This is a genomic window from Nocardia sputi (assembly GCF_023501985.1).
Window position 1 is genome coordinate 258,256 of the sequence record NZ_JAMFLC010000013.1, and the last position, 21,337, is coordinate 279,592.

A 21,337-nucleotide genomic window follows, 5' to 3' on the forward strand; every position below is an offset into this window, starting at 1 on the left:
AAAGTATTGCGGAAGGTGCGGAAGGCTGCGCCGGAATTGTTCGCAGGCACGGCAACGTAGCAACGTGACAGGCCCCTCCGCATGACAGCGGACGCGAGCCCATTCTTGCTCGGTGCCAGTCGAGGCGACCCGCCGCGAGGTGGCGCGGGTGTGGAAGCGGCCGGACTGGTGACGCGGCCGCGTCGTTCAGTCGCGCTGCGGGCCGAGGCTGATGCCGCGGGTCGCCAGCCAGGGGAGCGGGTCTACCTTGTCGACGCCGTTCAGCCAGACCTCGAAGTGGCAGTGCGGACCGGTGGAGAACCCGCGGTTGCCGATCGTGGCGATCTGGTCGCCGGCGAGCACGCGCTGGCCCTGCGACACCGTGGCGGTGTCGATGTGGCCGTAGATGGTGACGGTGCCGTCGTCGTGCAGCAGGCGGACCCACATGCCGAAGCCCGACGCGGGACCGGCTTCGATCACGGTGCCATCGGCGACGGCGTAGATCGGAGTGCCGATCGGGCCCGCGATGTCGATGCCGAGGTGCTGCACGCCCCAGCGGGCGCCGAACCCGGAGGTGAAGGTGCCCGCGGCGAAGAACTTGTGGAAGAGCGGGCGAAGCTTCGCGGACTCCTGGGCAGCGAGGTCTTCGGCGTACTTCTGGCCCTTCTGCAACATGTCGTTGAACTGATCGAGATGGGCAGGCGAGGAGACGTTGAGCACCTGGGGGGAATCCGGCGCTGCTGTCGGATCGGCCACGTTCATCGACTGCGCGGCGATCTCGTGGATCTGTCCCGCGGCTTCGTAGTCGACGGCCTGCGACGGCTGCTCGGGTGCGGCGAAGGCGGCCTGCCCGGCCGCGACGACCGCGCCCGCGGCGACGGCGGCGACGGCGGCGCGACCTTTGAGCGCGGCAGGCGGCGCGGGGACGCGGTGCGCGCCACCGCGCTTGTTCGTGGATCGGCGGGCCGGAATAACGTTCGGTACGGCGGGTGCGCTGCGCTCCTGATCAACGGCCTCGGGCTCGGTGGTCTCGGTCGCCCAGGATTCCTCGGGCGCCCAGCAGCCGGTGTCGGACACCCACGATTTCTCGTCGGGCGTCCAGGAACTCTCTTCGGCCCACGCCTCGCCGGAGTTTTCGGTCCACGTGTCGCGGGAGTTCTCGGTCCACGTGTCGCGGGAGTTCTCGGTCCACGTGTCGCCGGAGTTCTCGGTCCACGCGTCGCCTGCGTTCCATGCGCCGCCATCGGACCAGGTGCCCTGCTGAGCCCAATTCTGTTGCGCCCACGAGCTGTTCGTGTCCCAGGCGTTGTCGTAGGCGGCGCGGGGGGCGGCGTAGGACTCGCTCCGGTAAGCGGGCTGGGCATAGCTTGGATCGACGGGCGCATCGGCCGCGTAGTCGTATCCACCGCTCGTGGGGTGGAAGTAGTCCGCCCGCGGCGGCGCATCGTATCCGGCGTGGTGCTGATCGAACGAGGGATCGGCGTGGCTGCCCACCGGGTCGAAGGGCTCGTCGTCGGGGCGGTAACGATGTCCCGACCGGACCCGATCAGTGGAAGCGAAGGTGGAGCTGTGGTTCATCGGCGGTGCCACATCGTGAAGCTGTTGAAACTCGAAAACTGCCTGATCAGCGGCGTCGATCGGTCGGATGCGGAGCGGCTCTCCGTCTGCGGAGTGCTGTGCTGCGTCAAAGCTTGCCGTCCTCCTAGTCGTGACCGTGTTGTGACATCGACCGCACTGACGGTAACGAAACGATTGCGTGCCCACAAGCGCTGCGCATGTTCCGTGACAAACATGTGAGATTGATCACGATTAGCCTGCCGATTAACTCACTGCGCTATGGGCATTCCGGAGAGGTTCCTCGACGACGGGTTGTAGTAGTTCGTCGCGCGCTCCCGGGTTCGGCCGCTCTACCTGCCACGGTGTCGAAAACCTACTCGTCAGTAGCGGTGGCCAGCGGTTTTACCGCTCCCGCGCACCGGTCCGTGACCTGCGCCACTTACGATGAACGTGGCCGATTGGCCCTCCATGTGACTGATTAGAGTCCGACCCGACCCGCTTCCGACGTCGGGCCGCCAACAAAGACGTTGTCATCACAACGCAGACGAGACGGTGAGTACATGGATCTCTTCGAATATCAGGCGAAGGAGCTCTTCGTTAAGCACGGAGTGCCTTCGTCCGAGGGCCGCGTCACGGACACGGCCGAGGACGCCCGCGCGATCGCGGCGGAAATCGGCAAGCCGGTGATGATCAAGGCCCAGGTGAAGGCCGGTGGCCGCGGCAAGGCGGGTGGCGTCAAGTACGCCGCCACCCCGGACGACGCGCTCACGCACGCGCAGAACATCATCGGCCTGGACATCAAGGGCCACATCACCAAGAAGATCCTCGTCGCCGAGGCCAAGGACATCGCGGAGGAGTACTACATCTCCTTCCTGCTGGACCGGGCCAACCGGACCTACCTGGCCATGTGCTCGGTCGAGGGCGGCATGGAGATCGAAGAGGTCGCCGCGACCAAACCGGAGCGGCTGGCGAAGGTGCCCGTCGACGCGGTCAAGGGCGTCGACCTGGCGTTCGCGCGCTCGATCGCCGAGCAGGGCCACCTGCCCGCCGACGTGCTGGACACCGCGGCCGTGACCATCCAGAAGCTGTGGGAGGTGTTCGTCGCCGAGGACGCCACCCTGGTCGAGGTCAACCCGCTGGTGCGCACCCCGCAGGACGAGATCCTCGCGCTGGACGGCAAGGTCACCCTCGACGAGAACGCCGGATTCCGCCACCCGGAGCACGAGGCGTTCGCGGACAAGGACGCGACCGACCCGCTCGAGCTGAAGGCCAAGGAGAACGACCTCAACTACGTCAAGCTCGACGGTTCGGTCGGCATCATCGGCAACGGCGCGGGTCTGGTCATGTCGACCCTGGACGTCGTCGCCTACGCGGGCGAGGGCCACGGCGGCGTGAAGCCGGCCAACTTCCTGGACATCGGCGGTGGCGCCTCGGCCGAGGTGATGGCCGCCGGTCTCGACGTCATCCTGAACGACGAGCAGGTCAAGAGCGTGTTCGTCAACGTGTTCGGCGGGATCACCGCCTGTGACGCGGTCGCCAACGGCATCGTGAAGGCGCTGGAGATCCTGGGCGACAACGCGAACAAGCCGCTGGTGGTCCGCCTCGACGGCAACCGGGTGGACGAGGGTCGCCAGATCCTCGTCGATGCCGCGCACCCGCTGGTGACGCTGGCGCAGACAATGGACGAAGGCGCCGACAAGGCCGCCGAACTGGCAGCCGCCCGATAGCGACGGCCGAGTAAGGACGAAAAGAATGTCTATCTTCCTGAACAAGGATTCCAAGGTCATCGTCCAGGGCATCACCGGCGGCGAGGGCACCAAGCACACCGCGCTGATGCTGAAGGCGGGCACCAAGATCGTGGGCGGTGTGAACGCGCGCAAGGCGGGCACCACCGTCGCGCACACCGACTCCGAGGGCAACGCGGTCGAGCTGCCTGTCTTCGGCACCGTCGCGGAGGCCATCAAGGAGACCGGCGCCGACGTGTCCATCGCGTTCGTGCCGCCGAAGTTCGCCAAGGACGCCATCATCGAGGCCATCGACGCGGAGATCCCGCTGCTCGTGGTCATCACCGAGGGCATCCCGGTGCAGGACACCGCGTACGCGTGGGCCTACAACGTGGAGAAGGGCGCCAAGACCCGGATCATCGGCCCCAACTGCCCCGGCATCATCACCCCCGGCGAGTCGCTGGTCGGCATCACCCCGGCCAACATCACCGGCAAGGGCCCGATCGGCCTGGTCTCGAAGTCCGGCACGCTGACCTACCAGATGATGTACGAGCTGCGCGACTTCGGCTTCTCGACCTCCATCGGCATCGGCGGCGACCCGGTCATCGGCACCACCCACATCGATGCCATCGAGGCGTTCGAGAAGGACCCGGAGACCAAGCTGATCGTGATGATCGGCGAGATCGGCGGCGACGCCGAGGAGCGGGCCGCGGCCTACATCAAGGCCAACGTCACCAAGCCGGTCGTCGGCTACGTGGCGGGCTTCACCGCCCCCGAAGGCAAGACGATGGGCCACGCGGGCGCCATCGTGTCCGGCTCGTCGGGCACCGCCCAGGCGAAGAAGGACGCGCTCGAGGCCGCGGGCGTGAAGGTCGGCAAGACGCCGTCCGAGACCGCCGCGCTGGCTCGCGAGATCCTGGAGAAGGCCAGCATCAGCGCCTGATCTCCCACCGCGCCACGAAGGCCGCCTCCGAATTCGGGGGGCGGCCTTCGTCATGTGTGGCGGTGGGCTCCGGCTGGGGCAGCAGCCGAGCTTCCGGACCGGCCACGTGTGGAACCGCGGAGTGTCGGGCGTTCCGTCGTCCCTTCTCCCTCCACACGAGGCAGCCGGACGAATGGTTCACCGAGCTGTCACACCGATTTCCCCGCCGGTGAGAACCCGGTTGGTGTGAAAAGCGCCATCGCGGGCAACAGTGTCAGTGAGCGGTGGGTGGTCCCGCTCTGAACTCCTGGCCGGACACCTGCCACGACCTGCCCGGATATGGGCCGACTCGCGGGTCCCGGCCGTCGCGGCGGGGTGACCTGGGCGAGGGAGTGCAGTAGCGTCAGGAGTAATCCAGCCGTGAATACCATGTACGACTCGATTTAGGAGACGACGACATGTCCTACCCGACCGGGGGCTCCGGGTACAACACACCCTCGCCCTCAGCGCCATCCAGCCAGAGCCCGGCAACCGGTGGTGCCAGTGCAGGTTCGAGCGCTACCGGTTCCGATGCCAAAGGTCTGCCGTTCTTCCTGGTGGTCGGCGTAGCGGCGCTCGGCGTGCTCAATTTCCTGCTCGGCTTCCTGCCGTTCCTCGGCAGCAAGCCGATCGATTTCGGCGGCACCAGGGTCAGCGGACCGGAGTCGGCCAACCTCTTCGAGGTGGCCTCAGGCGCGCCGCTGCTCGGCCTGCTGTTGCTGGGCGCCCTCCTCGCAGGCCTGTCGCTGTTGCCGAAGCAGAATTGGATCGGCGCGGCCGCCGCGGCGTCGACCGCGGGCTTCCTCGCGCTGCTGTTCCAGTCGTTCAACTTCGGTGAGGGCAGCGAGCTGAAGGTGGGCGCGTACATCCTGCTCGTGCTCGCCTTCGTGCAGGCCGCGGTGGCGATCGCCGCGACGCTGTTCGACGCGGGCATCCTCAAGGCGCCCGCGCCGCGCCCGGCCACCGCGCCGGCCGGATTCGGTCAGGGCGGCTACGGCCAGCAGCCGTCGTACGGTCAGGGACAGCAGTCTTACGGCCAGCCGGGCCAGTCCGGCTACGGAGCCAGCCCTTACGGGCAGTCCGGCTACGGCGCGCAGTCCGCTCCGCCGCAGTTCCCGTCCCAGGCGGGGCAGCCATCGCCCTACGGGCAGAGCCAGCCGGGCTACGGTCAGGCCCAGCAGGGGCAAGGTCAGCAGGGCCAGTACGGCCAGCAGCCCTCGCCCTACGGGCAGAGCCAGCCGACCACTGCCTACGGCGCATCCCAGCAGCCGGGTTCGCCCTACGGCGCGCAGCCGCGCCCGGACGAGAGCGCGACCCAGCACTTCGGTGGACAGCAGCAGTCCGGTCAGCAGGCGCCCTACGGTTCGGGCTACGGACAACAGCAGGCGCAGCCGAGCCAGCAGAACAAGCCGTTCGGCGGTGAGACGGGCAGCGATCCTTCCTCGGACGCCACCCAGGCATTCCGTCCCTCGGACGACAACAACAAGTAGGAACTCGGCGGCATCCTCCCGGCGCGGCGACCGCGTGCGCGCGGCGCGCCTGACCCGCTCGCGCCGGGGAGGATGCCACGCTGAAATGCCATGAGCTCCTCCAGAAACTCCTCGACCCGCCGGATCGGCGGGTCGCGCGCGTCGCGACCGCACCCCGATGCGGACGAAGCCGGGTTTCTGTCCCTCACCCCGGAGCGGTCCAGGGTTCTCATCGCGGTCGCGGGCCGCCCTTCGGCCTTCGGGCTGACCACCCTCGTCGTCCTGGTGCTCGCCGCGCTGCTGGCATCGGGCAGCGATCTCGCCGGTGTCTCGGGAGCGATCGCTGCCTCCTGGCTGGGGGTGCACCAGGTTCCGCTGGTGATCGACAAGACCTCGCTCGGCCTGCTCCCGCTGCTGCCGACCGCGCTGCTGGTGTGGCTGGCCGCGCGGGAAAGCGCGCGCGCCGTGGAACCGCACTGCACCAGAGCCGATCTCGGGTGGATCGTCGGCGCCGCCGTGGGCGGTCCGCTGCTGGTCACCTCCGTCTGCCTCGCGGTCACCGAAGACGCTTCCGGTGTCATCGCGCTGCAACCGCCGAACACGCTCGCCGCGTTCGCGTGGGTCACGGCGCTGTACCTGCTGGCCGCCGCCATCGGTATCGCCGTCCGTATCCGGCGACAGCTGTTCGTGCTTCTGCGCCTGCCCGATTGGGCCGTCTCCGGACTCTACGGCGCGGGCCGCTCCGTCTTGCGCCTGCTGGGTTGCGCCACGGCGGTCGTCGTCGTCTCGTTCCTCGCGCACATCGGCCGGCTCGGCGACATGTACCAGTCGGCGGGCAACGCCGGGGGCGTCCTCGGACTGACGCTGCTCTCACTGGCCTATCTGCCGAACTTGGTGATCCAGACCGTCGGTGTGCTGGTCGGTTCCAGCGCGCAGATCGGCGCAGCCTCCTTCGGGGTGTTCTCCGTCGTCGGCGGCCCGATCCCGGCTTTCCCGCTGCTCACCGCGGTGCCGACCGGTCCGGCGGCGGGATGGTGGCCGGTGTTGCTGCTGGTTCCCGCCGCGGTCGGCGTGCTCGGCGGGCTGGACCTCGCCCGCACCTCCACCGACCGCATCACCGCGCCGTGGGCCACGCTCACTTCCGCCGCGCTCGCCGCGTCGGCGCTGACGGTGGCAGGCACGGTCGCGGGCGGCGAACTCGGCACGATCGGCTGGGTGGGCCTGGACCTGCCGGTCTTCACCCTGATCACGTTCGCCTGGCTGGCGATTCCCGGCTATGCGGGCTTGGCGTTCGCGCGCTGGTTCCTCGTGCCGGTCGGCGTCCCGCCTGCCGACTACACCGATCCGTATGACGAGTATTACGACGAGGACGCCTACTACGAGGCGGACGAGCGTGACTACTACGAAGACGATGATCGTTACGAGGACGACGACTACGACTACGACTACCGCTACGACGACTACGACCGGCCGCAACTGGAAGCCCCGCTGGACGCAGAACTCGTCGACGAAGCGCCCGCGATCGAGACCGGCGGCCGCTACCGGGACCACCCCACACCGGACATCGTCGACGCCGAGGTGGTCGAGACGGACCTGCCGGAGAGTGGCGGGGTGGACGGTCGTTAGGCTCTAACCCGGCGGTGCCGCATCCGTCCGCCATCCGATCGATCGCAGGAGTAGAGCGCTGACGTCCCCGTATGCCTCGTGGAAGCCCACAGCGACGCCGGCCACCGTCGTCGTGCTGGCGTCCGGCACCGGTTCGCTCCTGCGCGCCCTGCTGGACGCCGCGTCCGAACCCGGCTACCCGGCGAAGGTCGTCGCGGTCGGGGTCGACCGGCTCTGCGCCGCAACCACCCACGCGGACGCCGAGGGCGTGCCGCATTTCCGGGTGGCGGTGAAGGACTTTCCCGACCGTGCCGCATGGGATGTCGAGCTCACCGAAGCGGTCGCCGCGCACCAGCCCGATCTGGTGGTGTCGGCGGGCTTCATGAAGCTGCTCGGTCCCGCCTTCCTGGACCGGTTCGGCGGCCGGATCATCAACACCCACCCCGCGCTGCTGCCCGCCTTTCCCGGCGCGCACGGTGTACGTGACGCGCTCGCCTACGGCGCGCGGGTCACCGGCTGCACCGTGCATCTGGTCGATGAGGGCGTGGACACCGGGCCGATCCTCGCGCAGGAGGCGGTGCCGGTGCTGGCGGGTGACGACGAGGCCACCCTGCACGAGCGCATCAAGGTTGTCGAGCGACGGTTGCTGGCGGAAGTCGTCGCCGCCGTCGCGACGCGAGGCATTGTCTCCGACGGACGAAAGGCAGTTATCCCAGATGAGCGAGTTCTCCGGTGAGTGAACGCAGGCCGATCAGCAGGGCGCTGGTGAGCGTCTACGACAAGACGGGTCTGGTGGAGCTCGCGACCGGTCTGCACGCCGCGGGCATCGAGCTGGTCTCGACCGGGTCGACCGCGGGAAGGATCGCGGACGCGGGCATCCCGGTGACCAAGGTCGAGGACCTGACCGGGTTCCCGGAGACCCTCGACGGCCGGGTCAAGACGCTGCACCCGAGGGTGCACGCGGGCATCCTGGCGGACTCGCGCAAGCAGGAACACGTCGATCAGCTCGTGGAGCTCGGCGTCGAGGCGTTCCAGCTGGTGGTGGTCAACCTCTACCCGTTCACCCAGACCGTGGCGAGCGGTGCGACCCCCGACGAGTGCGTGGAGCAGATCGATATCGGCGGGCCGTCCATGGTGCGCGCCGCGGCGAAGAACCATCCTTCCGTCGCGGTGGTCGTCGACAGCGGCGACTACGACGACGTGCTGGCCGCGGTGAAGTCCGGCGGTTTCACCTTGGCCGAGCGTACGGCCCTGGCCGCCAAGGCTTTCCAGCACACGGCGAGTTATGACGTGGCGGTCGCGAGCTGGATGACCAACGTGCTGACCGGCGACGGCGCGGCCGACGAGACGACGATCCGGTTCCCCGAGTGGCTCGGCGGAACCTGGGAGCGGTCGGCGGTGCTGCGCTACGGCGAGAATCCGCATCAGTCCGCCGCCCTGTACACCAACAGCGACGGCAGCCTCGGCCTGGCGCAGGCACGGCAGTTGCACGGCAAGGAGATGTCGTACAACAACTACGTCGACGCCGACGCCGCCTGGCGCGCCGCCTACGACCACGAAGACCCGGCGGTTGCAATCATCAAGCACGCCAACCCGTGCGGCATCGCCCTCGGCGCCGATATCGCCGAGGCGCACCGCAAGGCGCACGCCTGCGACCCGGTTAGCGCGTTCGGCGGGGTCATCGCGGCCAACCGTCAGGTCACCGTGGAGATGGCCGAGCAGGTCGCCGAGATCTTCACCGAGGTGATCGTCGCGCCGTCCTACGCCGACGGCGCGGTGGAAGTGTTGCAGCGCAAGAAGAACGTGCGCATCCTCGTCGCCGAGCCGCCGCGGCGCGCAGGCGCGGAGCTGCGCCCGATCAGCGGCGGCGCCCTGCTGCAGCAGCGTGACGTGCTGGACGCTCCGGGCGACGACCCGGCCGGTTGGACCCTGGCAGCGGGCGAGCCCGCCGACGCGGAAACACTCGCCGATCTGGCGTTCGCTTGGCGCGCTTGCCGGGCGGTGAAGTCCAACGCGATCCTGCTCGCGCACGACGGCGCTTCGGTCGGCGTCGGCATGGGGCAGGTCAACCGGGTGGACGCGGTCGGCCTCGCGGTACAGCGGGCCGGTGACCGCGCCAAGGGTTCGGTGGCGGCCTCCGACGCCTATTTCCCGTTCCCGGACGGGCCCCAGACTTTGATCCAGGCCGGTGTCCGCGCCATCGTCCAGCCCGGCGGTTCGGTGCGCGACCAGGAGACCATCGACATCGCCCGTGAGGCAGGCGTCACCCTCTATCTCACCGGGGCACGCCACTTCGCGCACTGAGATCGGTAGTGCTGGTGCGCCGCGTCGGATTCCCTCCGACGCGGCGCTCTTTGTATCGCGATGCTTGTTCTGACCACGAATCGCCAAGTGGCATAGAATGTTTGGCCCATTCGCGTGCTTCGAACCATGAGTTAGGTTGTGCTGCAACGTGATAGGTAATCTCACCGGTGCGCAGACGGCGTCGCCTCCGAGATGGGCGGCGACGAGGCGGCCGGTCGCAAGCGAACAGCTACCCGGCCTCGATGTGAACCGCGCCGGCGGGGCAGGCGCTGTGCGCGCTGGCTCAGACCGCGCTGAGTACCGTACGGTCGCCGAGCGGCTCTTTCAACGGCACTTCCAGGGTGCCGAAGACCGCGATCATCGTGCACATCCGGCCGACCGCCTCGGCGCGGCTGCCCGAGCGCAGCTCGACCGTCACCGTCGAGCCCGACTCGGTGACCGTGGCGTCCACGCCGTAGCACTCCGGCGACCCCGTCTCGAAGTTGACCGCTATCTTGTTGTCCGCCAAGCGAGTCCACGACCGGAACGGGATCGGATGCGCGCCGACGATGGTCGGATCGGCGGTGAACTCGTTGCCCTGGTTCCCACGCGGGTCCTCGATCGGCGTGTGGGGCTCCGCGGTGGACGTGGCGCTCGCCTGCGGTGGTTTCGCTTTGTCGTCCGAGCCGCCGCAACCTGTGGCGGTGAGACAGGCAAGCACTACGGCGACAGCTGTGGCGGCGCGTCCGGCCCGGATCCGATCCATACCGACACCCTAGTCCCGGCGCCCATCCGACAGCGTCCCGCGGGTGCGTCCTGCACTGGGACGAACCCCACAGTGAACGTTCCGCGAACCCTGCGCGTAATGACTCCGAAAAGCGTTCGGGGGCAGTAAGTTCGGCGGGGATGTGCGCCAGGGTGTTGCGGCGCCCATCCATGTCGGATGCTCTACCAGCTTTTCTGGAAAGGAAGTATCGTGGTCGACACGCTGCGCGTAGGCGAAGAACTCGGGCGGGGCCAATCCCTCCAGGGCGGGGCTTACCGCCTCACCCTGCAGGACGACGGCAATCTAGTGCTGTCCGAGCCGGACGGGAATGTAGTGTGGGCCACCCAAACTCATGACCAGGGCGTGGAGCGGGCGGTGCTGCAGGACGACGGCAACTTCGTCCTCTACAAGGCAGATGGCGCCGCATGGGCCACCGAGACCAACGGCCAGGCGGCCGAGCGGCTGGTCGTGCAGGCCGATCGCAACGTCGTGCTGTACGGCGCCGACGGCATTGCGCTGTGGGCTTCCGGCACCCACACCGACTCGCCACTGCCCGCCCCGGAGGCGGAACCGGTGCAAGAGCAGGAGCAGGTCGCGGCTCCGGCCGCCGAGGAGGTGCCGCCTCCGCCGCCGGCCCCCGAGCCGCGCACCTACACCGTGGAGCCGGGTGACACCCTGTGGGCGATCGCCGAGCACTTCTACGGCGACGGCAATCGTTACCAGGAGATCGCGGACGCCAGTGGCATCCCGAACCCGGACGCGATCAACCCCGGCCAGGTGCTGACCATTCCGTAACCTCGGCCGGTTCGGTAGCGACGACGAAGACCCCCGGTGCTCGCGCATCGGGGGTCTTTTTCGAGTTCGCTCGTGGCGGAGGCCGCCTACCGGCTGGTGAACGGCAGCAGCGCCATCTCGCGGGCGTTCTTCACCGCGACAGCGACCTGGCGCTGCTGCTGCGGGGTGAGCCCGGTGACCCGGCGGCTGCGAATCTTGCCGCGGTCGGAGATGAACGTACGCAGCAGGTTCACGTCTTTGTAGTCGACCGTCTCGATGCCGGCGGCGATGAGCGGGTTCTTCTTCGGACGGCGGGCCTGCTCGGCGCGAACCTTCTTAGACGGTGCTCGCTTGACTGCCATATGACGAGTTCCTTCTCACGAGAACAGTGGTTGTCTACCAGCTCGATTTGTGCACACCGGGCAGCTCGCCCCGGTGGGCCATCTCGCGTACACGCACACGGGAGAGTCCGAACTTCCGGAGATGACCGCGCGGTCGTCCGTCGGCGGCGTCCCGATTGCGCAATCGTACCGGACTGGCATCGCGCGGCTGGCGTTGCAGTTCGGCCTGGGCGTCCGCGCGCGCGGACGCCGGCGTGCCCGGCTTCCGGATGAGCTCCTTCAGTTCGGCGCGCCGCGCGGCGTAACGCGCCACGATCTCCCTGCGCTGCTGGTCGCGTGCGATCTTCGACTTCTTGGCCATCTCAGCGCTCCTCGCGGAAGTCGACGTGCTTGCGCACGACCGGATCGTATTTGCGCAGGACCAAGCGGTCGGGGTCGTTGCGGCGATTCTTGCGGGTCACGTAGGTGTAACCGGTGCCCGCCGTGGACTTCAGCTTGACGATCGGGCGGATGTCGGTGGATTTCGACGCCATAGGTCGGCTCCTCTCAGATCTTCTCGCCGCGAGCCCGCAGCCGGGCCACCACGGCCTCGATGCCGTCCCGGTCGATGGTCTTGATGCCCTTGGCGGAGACGGTCAGCGTGACGCGCCGGCCTTCGCTGGGCAGGTAGTAGGTCTTGCGCTGGACGTTGGGGTTCCAGCGGCGGCTGGTCCGCTTGTGCGAGTGCGACACGGACTTGCCGAACCCGGGCTTGCGCCCGGTGACCTGGCAGTGGGCCGACATGCGGACTCCCTCCAGTAGTTGACAATCGTTTTCGACAATGACTGCCGGACAATGTACCGTTGCCCAACAGCAAATGAAAATCGTTACTGAAAGGGGTTCTCGGTGGCCGCGGCAGATTCCCCCCTGGTCCCACCCGCGCCCGACCGCAGGACACCCGTGGTGCTGCTCGCCGGTTTCGCCGGACTCGCCGCCGCGGGCGTGGATCGCGCGGCCGCGGTGCTCGGCATGGCTGCGGGCACCGTCGTGGTCCGCCACGATCTGGCCCAGCTGCGGGAGGGCATCGTGCATCGCACGGTGCGAACCGCGACGCGGGAAACCTCGGCCGTGCTCGAGCTCGCGCACGGCTGTGTCTCCTGCACGCTGCGCATGGATCTGCTCCCGCTGCTGTGCACGCTGGCCCGACGCGAATCGGTGGACCGCATCGTGCTCGCGCTGGACCCGGCGTTCGAGGCCGAAGCCGTGTGCCACGCCATCGAGCAGGTCGTGGTCGCCGACGTGCACGGCCGCGTCGACGGACCGGCCGGGAGTGACGTACGGGTGGAGGCGGTATTGACCTGCCTGGACGCCGATCGGTGGCTGGCTGACGCGACCGGGGAGGAGACACTCGCCGAACGCGGCCTCGCCGCTGCCGACGACGACCGGACGGTGGCGCAAGTCGCGGTCGGTCAGGTCGATTTCGCCGATGCCGTCATCGCGCTCGGCGCCGCGGACGAGCACGCGGCGGTGCTCGCCGACGCATCGGCCGACCGGGGCAAGCTCGCGGCCGTACTCGCCAGGCTGGTCCCCGGCGCGCCGGTCGCCTGGGTGGACGAGCCGGGCGCGGTCACGCCCGCCCTGGTCGAAACGCTGCTCACACGCGTCCCGGCTGATTCCCGACGCGGCAGGATCTTCGACGCGCACGCACCGCTACTGCGTGGCCGTCCGCCCCTGACCAGCGACTACGGCGTCGAACTCGTGGAGTTCGCCGCGGCGCGGCCGTTCCATCCGGTTCGCCTGCACGAGGCGCTGGACGTGCTGTTGGACGGCGTCGTGACCGCGCGCGGGCGCATCTGGCTGGCCACCCAGCCCGACGAGGTGGTGTGGCTGGAATCCGCGGGCGGTGGCCTGCGGGTGGGCGGCGCGGGACGCTGGCTGGCCGCGATGTCGGAGGACGAGCTGGCCGAAGCGGATCCGGAGCGCCGGGCCATGGCCGCCCTGCGCTGGGACGAGCGGTTCGGGGACCGGGACATCTCGCTGTCGATCCTGGTGCACGAGGCCGACCCGGCGGAGATTCGCGAGGCATTGCACTGGGCTCTGGTGGAGGACGACGAACTGCGGCTGGTCGAGCGCGCGCCGGAGCGCGTAGCGCAGTGGGAGGACCCGTTCGGCGAGTGGCACGCCGACCCGTGCGCCGACGGCGACGAGGCCGGACAGCCTGTGGAGGACGCGAAAAGCCCGAGAGGAGAAGCGAAATGAAGAAGGGGATCCATCCGGACTACCATCCGGTGATCTTCGAGGACGCGAGCACCGGCAAGCGGTTCCTCACCCGGTCCACGGCCACCAGTGCGCGCACGGTGGAGTGGACCGACGGCAACACCTACCCGCTGTTGACGGTGGACGTCACCGCCGACTCGCACCCGTTCTGGACCGGCGCGCACCGCGTGCTGGACACCCAGGGGCGTGTGGAGAAGTTCGAACGCAAATACGGCAAGCGCGCGCGGAAGGAGTCCTGAGATGGCGGTACCGAAGCGGAGGATGTCGCGGTCGAACACCCGCAGCCGCCGGTCGAATTGGAAGGCCGCGCCGGTGGACCTGGTCCCGGTGACCGTCGGGGGCGTCGTGCACAAGGTGCCGCGCAGGCTGGTCGCCGCGGTGCGCCGTGGTCTGATCGACGTCGAGCGGCTGTAGATCGGGCGCTCGGAACCCATTGCGACCGAAGCGGGGCCGACCGGAGTGATCCGGGCGGCCCCGCTTCGTCGGGCTGTGCGTCGGCCGACCGTGCCGGCGACGGCGCGAGGGCTACGGTGATCCAAAGCATTCGGCAGCGGCCGGACCGGCGATCACCATCGAGCGCGACCGGACGGTTGCGCGGACTAATTCGATCGACCGCGGTGTTCAGCGCCGCGCGCGAGCCGGTGCACGATAACTTGCGGGATGCTGGTGACCGTCCTCGGGCGCTGGATACTGGTCGATTGTCCGGAAATGGATATCGAAGCGCTCCGGAACAGGGATACGCGGCCGTCGCTCGCTGCGTCAGCTATCCTTTGGCTATCAAAGTGTCCGGCATCACGTCGCACTATTGCGCCCGGGTCGATTGCGATCGGATAGCCACACGGCGAAATGCATACTGACGGTAGGTTTTTGGTCGGCAGAAAAGTCCGCCGAAAATGATGCGCGCGCAGCCGGATGCCGGTACCCTCGTCCTCGAGGGCGGGTTCTCCTGGTTTTCAGGAGAACCCGTCCATCGCCAATTCCGGGGCCGTCGCGCCGGTCCCGATCTCTCGTCGCACTCTCGCCCTGCCGGAGTGCCCGCACCAGGACGCTGCGCCGCTGTGCGACTCAGTTTTTCGAGGTCAGCTCCACCGCTCCGTCGCCATCACCCGGTGCGCGCCGCTCGCCGCCGTCGTTTCCCGGCAGACCGGGAAAGTCCGGCAACAGCGCCTCCAGGCGCGCCAGCTGCTCGCCGACGAGCGCGGCGGGACCCTCGATCAGCGACAGTGGCCACGGCCAGTGCCGCCCATTCCACCGCTGCACCTGTTCGGTCAGCTCGGCCGTCGTCGCCTCCAGTTCGCTGATCTCGATGCGCAATTCGCCTACTTGCGTTCGCAACTCGGCGGTTTCTCGCTCCAAGGTGGCGATACGGGCCAGCGCCGCGGCCAATCCGTCCACCAGCGTCCGATTCCGGCCGTCCGCGTCGGCGCCCAGCTGCGGCCAGCCCGACAGCCCCGGCCCCCGCAGTTGGATCTGGATGTCGCGCAGCACTTCCTCTTGTTCCGGCGTCACGTCCGGATCCTCCCGTTCGACGAAATCCCATTGGCCGAAATCGGTTGTCTCGGCCTTGTTCACGTCACAGCGCACGCCGCCGACCGTCGCTTGGCGCCGCGTCTGATGAATGGCGCGTCTGGTTTCCACGTTCGCGCCGGACCAGGCGTCGGTCTGCCATGCCCAGGTCGCGTATCCGGCGTCCAGTGCCCGGCTGACCGCCCAGTACCCTCCGTAGATTCCGACGTTCGGCCGGCCGAGCACGGTCGCGACGCCGTCCAGATAGGCGTTGACGCGCAACTGGTCGTGCGGCGAAACGTCGAAATCCGCGGAGAAATAGATCGGCCGGTCCACCCGCCCACCGCAGCGAAGCACCTGCGCGAGGCCCGCGCGCGCGTCCACGATGCCCGCGCCGTAGCCGTCCAGCATCCGCGCGGCCGTGGTCTCCCATTTCGACACGATCGAGACGTCGTGCGTCCGCAGATCGTTCGCCTCGGCCGGGGTGAGCAGCTTGCCAGGGAGGCTCGGACCGCCCTCGGACAGATACCGCACAACGAAGTCGAACCCCGCCGCCCGAATCGCCGCGCCCCCAGGACGTCCAGCGGCGTAGTCCAGACCGAAACGCATGGCTCCCACTGTAAGTGGGCGGGGCGGGCGAATTCGGGGCATCGCCGAATCCGGGCCGTCCGCGGGCATCTGTTAGCGGGAAACAGTCGAAGAGTCTCGAAGAGCGGAGCGAAACGGGGTGAGCGGCCGTGCGATCCGCCCTGGTCGGCGACCCAGGATCAGCGAGCGGACTCCAGCTTGGGCCTGCGCGACTTCGGTGGTCCGGCCAGCTCGCGGCGGTCCGGCGCGATCAGCACCGCGGAGATCGGCACCGTCAACGCCAGCAAGCCGATGACGAACATCGGGAACACGAAGTCGAACAACTCCACGCCGTCGGGCACCTTCGCCGCCCGGTTGACGTCGAAGTGCAACGCGGCGATCGCCGTGTAATACGTGGCGGCCACACCGACGCCGAACAGCAGCACGGTCGCGGCGCGGGCCAGCGGGAAGCGCGGCGTCTGGAACAGCCACATCGTGGCGGTCGCGGTGATCACCCCGATCACACCGGAGACGATGGCCAGCCACATCGTCACGCCGACCGCCCCCTGGATCTCGAGCGAGCCGACGCCGAGGTAGTGGGTGACGCCGATACCAAGGCCCAGTACCGCGCCGCCGGGCAGCAGCAGCGTCAGCCGCGGGGTGCGCCCGATGATCACCAGCGCCGCGAATACCGCCGCGACGGAGACCACCAAGGCCGCGATCAACCTGCCCGTGTCGTAACGCATGGCGCTACCGGGCACTTTCAGGCCCAGCATGGCCACCGAGGTGGCCAGCCACACCCCGACGCCGCCGAGCGATATCGCCGCGGAAACCAGCCACACGAGCCGGAACTGCACCGAACGCGCGCCGTGCACGATGCAGGCGAACCCGACGACCGCGCCAAGCACCGAGATGCCCAGCGACAGCGTCACCAGCCAATAGCCGAGAGCGAACTGGTCGACGGACGTTCCGGCGCCACCGCCCGCGGCCAGCACCGCGACCTCACGCATGCCGGGCGGTTCCTTCCAGTTCGCTCGCTTTCAGCTGGGCGATAGCGTATTCGGTGACCGCGGCGAGCGCCTGGCGCACTTCGATCGCGTTGCGGGCGTCGATGTCCACGATCGGCACGCCCTCACGAACCGAAAGCGCCTCGCGCAGCTCGGCGATGGGGAAGCGCGGCGCGTCCGGGAAGCGGTTGACCGCGATCAGGAACGGCAGCTTGCGCGCCTCGAAGAAGTCGACCGCGGCGAAACTGTCCTCCAGCCGCCGGGTATCGATCAGCACCACCGCGCCGATCGCACCGCGGATCAGGTCGTCCCACATGAACCAGAACCGCCGCTGACCCGGCGTACCGAACAGGTATAGCACCAGGTTGCCGGGCAGGATGATCCGGCCGAAGTCCATCGCGACCGTGGTGGTCTCCTTCTCCGGCGTTTCGGCGAGATCGTCGATGCCGTCGGAGTAACGGGTCACCATCGCCTCGGTGCGCAGCGGAACGATCTCCGACACCGCGCCGACGAACGTGGTCTTGCCCGCGCCGAAGCCGCCCGCGACGACTATCTTCGTCGAAGCGACCCGGTTTTCGAAGCCTTCGGGCCCGGGGGTGCTTCCCGGTCCGGCATTCCCACTTGGCCCGGGATGTCCACTGGGCCCCAGATTCCTATAGGGCGCGGAGTCCACGCAATGTCCTCTCCATCAGGGAACGGCGCTCGTCATAGCTCGCCTCTTCGGTCAGGGTCGAATGCACGCGCATGGTGCCATCGACGACCAGGTCGCCGATCACCACTCGGACCATGCCGAGCGGCCGGTCCAGATGTGCCGCGATCTCGGCGACCGACAGCCGGTGCGTGCCGAGTCGCAGTATCTCGGTGCGGATGTCGCCGGTCGGCCAGTCGAGATGTGCAGTGTACGACAAGGTTTCGATGACTGCCTCCAGCGGCAGGTCGATCGCGGGTTCGGTGCGCCCGGACGTCAGGGCGTAGGGCCGGACGCGCGTGGTCGGTCGTGGTCCGGGGCCGTATGGGTTGGACATCTCACGCTCAGACAGCGGTGCGCGCGGTCGCGGTGACCACCGACCCCACCCGATCGACCAGCAGTGCCATCTCGTAGCCGATACGGCCGATGTCGTGGGACTTGTTCGCCAGCACGGCCAGATGCGAGCCGTTGCCGACGCTCATCACCAGCAAGTAGCCGCGCTGCATCTCCACGATCGACTGCATCACCTTGCCACCGTCGAACAGCGAGGCCGCGCCCATGGAGAGGCTGGCCAGACCGGCGGTGACGGCAGCGAGCTGTTCGGCGCGGTCGCTGGGCAGATGCGGACTGGTGGCCTGCAACAAGCCGTCCGCCGACACCAGCACCGCGTGGGACACGCCGGGCACATCTCGGGTGAAGCGGGCGACCAGCCAGTTCAGATTCTCGTCCGTGGTGCTGTTGTTCGCGTTGGTCATGCAAGCCCTCCGTCGTTGTACTGCGCATTGGCCCGCCCGCTGCGGACCCCACTGAGATGCCTGGTCAGGTTGTTGCGAATTTCTTCCGGATCACGCGTTCCCGCGTCCTCCGCCGGCGCCAAACCGCCGGGCACCAGCTGGGCGCCGGGCCTGCGGATCGGCAGTCCGCCCACGGTACGCGCGGTGGTGGTCGGATGGCTTGCGTCCTCGGCGGCCATCCAGCCCGCGTCACCGGGCGAGGACCAAGTGTTCTCCGGCGATTGCGAGGTCGAGGGCTCGACCAGCCATTCCGAGACCATGCGCTGATAGATCGGGGTCGGTGAGGCGCCCGCGACCGGCTGCAACCGGGAGGAGGTCACCGTCGCGGGTTCCGGTGCCGCCTCCTGCGGCGGGTCGGCGGGTACAGCGGGCTTCCGGATCGGAAGACCGGACCGGGCGGTGGTCTGCGGTGCGGGGGGCTGGCTCGGAGCGGCCGCGGTGGGTCCGGTCGCGGGCTCATCGTCCTTGAACTCAGCCCACAGATCAGTGCGCGCCGGCTCCTGCTCCCGCTCGGCGGTCCGCTCACCCGCGGCGGGCGTCACCGGTGCGAACGGGCCGGTCGGGGTGCGGTCGTCAGCGCGCGGCGCGAGCACCGGCCACGGCTGGGTGGCCGGCTGTTCCGCCGGGTTGACCGCTCGGCCGACCGGAGTGGAGACCGTGGGCTGGTCGGGAGCGTCGGCGACGCGGATGGCCGGACGGCGCTGGGGCAAACCCGAACTCGTCACGCCGAAGCGAGCGGTGTCGCGCTGCGGCAGGCTCGGCACCGGGACCAGGTTGCGCGGCTGCGCGCCGGTGGGCGGGGTGGCGAGCGAGGGCAGCTGATGCTCGGCCGTGATGTCGAGCGGCTTGCCCGCGGGGTCGGTGGCGTCCATCGGCGGCGCGACCAGGGCGCCGGGCAGGTGCACGCTGGCGGTGATGCCCGGTTGCTGCGCCATCGTGGAGGTGCGGCGCAGGCTGACGGTGATGGTGTGGCGCTTGGCCAAGCGGCCGACGACGAACAGGCCCATGCGGCGCGCGGTCTCGACGGTGACCTCACCACCGGAGGCGAGCCGGTCGTTGGTCGTCTGCAGGTCTTCCAGGGACATGCCGAGACCGCGGTCGGTGATCTCGATCAGATAGCCGCCGTCCACCGCGCGCGACACCATGACGGTGACCGGCGTGGTCGGCGGAGAGTATCGCAGTGCGTTGTCGATCAGCTCGGCGAGCAGGTGCTCGATGTCGACGGCGGGCTCACCCGCGACGATGCCGTCGGGCACCGCGCCGATCTCGACCCGCTGGTAGTCCTCGACCTGGGAGACCGCGCTCCACAGCATGTCCGACAACGGCACCGGGTGCAGCTGGCCGCGACGCAGCGCGGTACCGGCGAGCACCAGCAGATTGTCGCCGTTGCGGCGCATGCGGGTGGCCAGATGGTCCAGGCGGAACAGGCTCTGCAGCCGGTCGGTGTCGTCCTCGTCGTGCTCGAGGTCCTCGATCAGCGCCAGCTGCTGCTCGACCAGCGATTGGCTGCGACGGGACAGGGTTTCGAACATGTTGCCGATCTGCAGGCGCAGGCGGGCCTGATCGGCGGCGAGATTCAGCGCCTGCTCGTGGATCTCGTCCACGGCGCGGGCGAGCTGGCCGATCTCGTCGGTGGAGTGCACCGCGACCGGGGTGATCTCCGGTGTGGTGCCGCCCGCGCGCACCACGGCGAGCTCGTCGGGCAGCTTGATGTGCGCGACCTCGAGTGCGTCCCGCCGCAGGCGGCGGACCGGGACGACCAGGGTGCGCGCGACCGAGAGGGCCAGAGCCAGGCCCGCGAGCAGCATCCCGATGACGATCGTCGTCTCGCGCAGCGCACCCGTCTGCGCTTCGATGGTGCGGTCGGCCAGCGCACTGTCGATGGTGTCGATCAGCTGCGCGGTGGTCTTCTCGTAGGTGTCCGAGCTGACTTGCAGCGAGTCGAGCACGGCGGGGTTGGTCGCCGGGTCGGCGGCGTTCTGGCTGAAGGTGCCCAGACGGGTCTGCACCGCGTCCAGCAGCGGGCGCATATTGCCCGCGTAGTCCGGCAGGATCTGCGCGTACTGGTAGATCATCGTGATCTCGGCGCCGGCGGCGACCAGCACGCGGGGCCGCACGCTCGGGTTGCGTCCGGCGTCCGGCGAGCCGATCAGCATGCGCTGCTGGGTGAGCACGCGCCGCGCGGTCTGCACCGACGCCAGCTGCAGGAAGTAGCGCTGGATGACCAGGTCGTCCACCGACGGCGACAGCGCCAGCGCGTTGCCGATGCGCACCATGATCTCGTCGGACTGCTCGCCGACCATCGCGGGTGAGCCGTTGCGGAGACTGTTGCGCATCGTGGTGCCGGTGGCGATGGCCGAGGCGAGCTCGGAGGTGACCCGGCCGCTGACCTTGGTGGTCTGCAACGCGGCCTCCAGCTCGGCCAGCGCCTGGTCGAACCGCGTCAGCGCGGCGTCGGTCTGCGGGTCCGCGGTGTTGCCCCAGGTGGCTGTCGCGGTGACGCCGAGTTGCTCGGTGGCGGAACCGAACTTGACGATCGGCCGGATGATGATGGCCTGTTCGGTCGCCGCGTCCAACTGTGCCATCGTGCGCAGCTCGTTGTTGATTCGGAGCACGGCGAAGACGCCGGCCAGCAGCACCGGAAGCACCAGCACCACGCCGACCTTGCGGGTGACCGACCAGTTCGACAGGCTGAATTGCCAGGACCGCGGTGCAGCTTCCATCCGCTTCCGTCGCCTCCGCTTCACCAGTGACCTCGGGCGCGCGTGGCTGTTCGGTATTGATTCAACCCGCAAAGAACCAACTAGAGGTCTTCTTTTTACCGCACGGAACATACCGTGCAGAGTGGTCAACGGCAATCCGGGGGAGTCGTTCTGCAAATTGCCGAATATGGCTATAGAGAACGAGTTTCGCGGTGGAATGCGTAAGGGACGCGTCAACTTCTCGCTGCGGCCATGGAAGGTGCTGGTCACCCGGGGTTGACAGGGGCGACGCGCCATGGCGGGACGCGTGCTCTGCGCACGGCGTGTCGGGAGCGCCCTCTCAGTTACCTCTCAGTCG

At 68.7% G+C, this 21,337-nt stretch carries 22 protein-coding genes; 10 read left to right on the forward strand and 12 right to left on the reverse strand.

Translation table 11 applies throughout. The annotated features are described in order from the left end of the window. Positions 1-186: 186 nt before the first annotated feature. Complete coding sequence (locus tag M8859_RS37660; RefSeq protein WP_372492918.1) at positions 187-1,557, reverse strand: M23 family metallopeptidase; 1,371 nt, start codon at positions 1,555-1,557, stop codon at positions 187-189. A 539-nt stretch (positions 1,558-2,096) separates the two neighbouring features. Between M8859_RS37660 and sucC the strand changes: the two genes are divergently transcribed. The 6 genes from sucC to purH all read left to right on the forward strand — a co-directional run bounded on the left by sucC (position 2,097) and on the right by purH (position 9,599). Further along, entirely contained in the window at positions 2,097-3,263 is a 1,167-nt protein-coding gene (gene sucC / locus M8859_RS18180) for an ADP-forming succinate--CoA ligase subunit beta (RefSeq protein WP_159930731.1), read from the forward strand. A gap of 25 nt (positions 3,264-3,288) precedes the next feature. Then, complete coding sequence (sucD, locus tag M8859_RS18185; RefSeq protein WP_159930732.1) at positions 3,289-4,203, forward strand: succinate--CoA ligase subunit alpha; 915 nt, start codon at positions 3,289-3,291, stop codon at positions 4,201-4,203. 437 nt (positions 4,204-4,640) lie between these two features. Then, positions 4,641-5,711, forward strand: a complete 1,071-nt coding sequence (locus M8859_RS18190; protein ID WP_159930733.1) for a DUF5336 domain-containing protein — start codon at positions 4,641-4,643, stop codon at positions 5,709-5,711. Between the two features lie 90 nt (positions 5,712-5,801). Further along, a complete protein-coding gene (locus tag M8859_RS18195; RefSeq protein ID WP_249644590.1) occupies positions 5,802-7,316 on the forward strand; it encodes a cell division protein PerM in 1,515 nt (504 codons plus the stop codon). Positions 7,317-7,374: 58 nt separating this feature from the next. Beyond that, positions 7,375-8,031 carry a phosphoribosylglycinamide formyltransferase gene (gene purN / locus M8859_RS18200; protein ID WP_223521786.1) on the forward strand — a complete coding sequence of 219 codons (657 nt, stop codon included), beginning with the start codon at positions 7,375-7,377 and terminating at the stop codon, positions 8,029-8,031. Beyond that, entirely contained in the window at positions 8,028-9,599 is a 1,572-nt protein-coding gene (gene purH / locus M8859_RS18205; RefSeq protein WP_249644591.1) for a bifunctional phosphoribosylaminoimidazolecarboxamide formyltransferase/IMP cyclohydrolase, read from the forward strand. Before purN ends, purH begins: the two co-directional genes overlap by 4 nt. A gap of 283 nt (positions 9,600-9,882) precedes the next feature. On the opposite strand, the gene M8859_RS18210 is transcribed toward purH, so the two are convergent. Continuing rightward, a complete protein-coding gene (locus tag M8859_RS18210) occupies positions 9,883-10,344 on the reverse strand; it encodes a hypothetical protein (RefSeq protein ID WP_159930736.1) in 462 nt (153 codons plus the stop codon). Between the two features lie 210 nt (positions 10,345-10,554). Between M8859_RS18210 and M8859_RS18215 the strand changes: the two genes are divergently transcribed. After that, positions 10,555-11,139: a LysM peptidoglycan-binding domain-containing protein gene (locus tag M8859_RS18215; protein WP_159930737.1), complete on the forward strand. Its 585-nt coding sequence runs from the start codon at positions 10,555-10,557 to the stop codon at positions 11,137-11,139. An 86-nt stretch (positions 11,140-11,225) separates the two neighbouring features. On the opposite strand, the gene rpsR is transcribed toward M8859_RS18215, so the two are convergent. Genes rpsR through rpmB form a run of 4 tightly spaced genes read right to left on the reverse strand, consistent with a single transcriptional unit; the run spans position 11,226 to position 12,242 of the window. Further along, positions 11,226-11,480 carry a 30S ribosomal protein S18 gene (gene rpsR / locus M8859_RS18220; RefSeq protein WP_011211513.1) on the reverse strand — a complete coding sequence of 85 codons (255 nt, stop codon included), beginning with the start codon at positions 11,478-11,480 and terminating at the stop codon, positions 11,226-11,228. Positions 11,481-11,514: 34 nt separating this feature from the next. After that, the gene (gene rpsN, locus M8859_RS18225) at positions 11,515-11,820 is read right to left on the reverse strand and encodes a 30S ribosomal protein S14 (protein WP_159930738.1); all 306 of its coding nucleotides are present in this window, start codon (positions 11,818-11,820) and stop codon (positions 11,515-11,517) included. Between the two features lies 1 nt (position 11,821). Then, positions 11,822-11,992, reverse strand: coding sequence for a 50S ribosomal protein L33 (gene rpmG, locus M8859_RS18230; protein ID WP_019049259.1), 171 nt, complete (start codon positions 11,990-11,992; stop codon positions 11,822-11,824). 13 nt (positions 11,993-12,005) lie between these two features. Further along, the gene (rpmB, locus tag M8859_RS18235; RefSeq protein WP_159930739.1) at positions 12,006-12,242 is read right to left on the reverse strand and encodes a 50S ribosomal protein L28; all 237 of its coding nucleotides are present in this window, start codon (positions 12,240-12,242) and stop codon (positions 12,006-12,008) included. Between the two features lie 102 nt (positions 12,243-12,344). On the opposite strand from rpmB, the gene mrf reads away from it, so the two are divergent. The 3 genes from mrf to rpmF are packed head-to-tail and all read left to right on the forward strand — an operon-like array spanning position 12,345 to position 14,129. Further along, a complete protein-coding gene (gene mrf, locus M8859_RS18240; protein WP_223520638.1) occupies positions 12,345-13,697 on the forward strand; it encodes a ribosome hibernation factor-recruiting GTPase MRF in 1,353 nt (450 codons plus the stop codon). Further along, a complete protein-coding gene (locus M8859_RS18245; protein WP_159930740.1) occupies positions 13,694-13,954 on the forward strand; it encodes a type B 50S ribosomal protein L31 in 261 nt (86 codons plus the stop codon). Before mrf ends, M8859_RS18245 begins: the two co-directional genes overlap by 4 nt. Before the next feature lies 1 nt (position 13,955). After that, on the forward strand, positions 13,956-14,129 hold the full coding sequence (rpmF, locus tag M8859_RS18250) for a 50S ribosomal protein L32 (protein WP_159930741.1): 174 nt from the start codon (positions 13,956-13,958) through the stop codon (positions 14,127-14,129). A 651-nt stretch (positions 14,130-14,780) separates the two neighbouring features. On the opposite strand, the gene M8859_RS18255 is transcribed toward rpmF, so the two are convergent. From M8859_RS18255 to M8859_RS18280, 6 genes are all read right to left on the reverse strand, one after another. Beyond that, complete coding sequence (locus tag M8859_RS18255) at positions 14,781-15,830, reverse strand: glycoside hydrolase domain-containing protein (protein WP_249644592.1); 1,050 nt, start codon at positions 15,828-15,830, stop codon at positions 14,781-14,783. Between the two features lie 158 nt (positions 15,831-15,988). Further along, on the reverse strand, positions 15,989-16,798 hold the full coding sequence (locus M8859_RS18260; protein ID WP_159930743.1) for an MHYT domain-containing protein: 810 nt from the start codon (positions 16,796-16,798) through the stop codon (positions 15,989-15,991). Further along, positions 16,791-17,348, reverse strand: a complete 558-nt coding sequence (locus tag M8859_RS18265) for a GTP-binding protein (protein ID WP_039801302.1) — start codon at positions 17,346-17,348, stop codon at positions 16,791-16,793. Before M8859_RS18265 ends, M8859_RS18260 begins: the two co-directional genes overlap by 8 nt. 100 nt (positions 17,349-17,448) lie before the next feature. Further along, positions 17,449-17,820 (reverse strand): DUF742 domain-containing protein, encoded by a 372-nt coding sequence (locus M8859_RS18270; RefSeq protein WP_040782732.1) that lies wholly within the window; start codon positions 17,818-17,820, stop codon positions 17,449-17,451. A gap of 7 nt (positions 17,821-17,827) precedes the next feature. Further along, positions 17,828-18,238 (reverse strand): roadblock/LC7 domain-containing protein, encoded by a 411-nt coding sequence (locus tag M8859_RS18275; RefSeq protein WP_043732054.1) that lies wholly within the window; start codon positions 18,236-18,238, stop codon positions 17,828-17,830. After that, positions 18,235-21,000 carry a sensor histidine kinase gene (locus tag M8859_RS18280; protein ID WP_159930744.1) on the reverse strand — a complete coding sequence of 922 codons (2,766 nt, stop codon included), beginning with the start codon at positions 20,998-21,000 and terminating at the stop codon, positions 18,235-18,237. Before M8859_RS18280 ends, M8859_RS18275 begins: the two co-directional genes overlap by 4 nt. Positions 21,001-21,337: the final 337 nt, after the last annotated feature.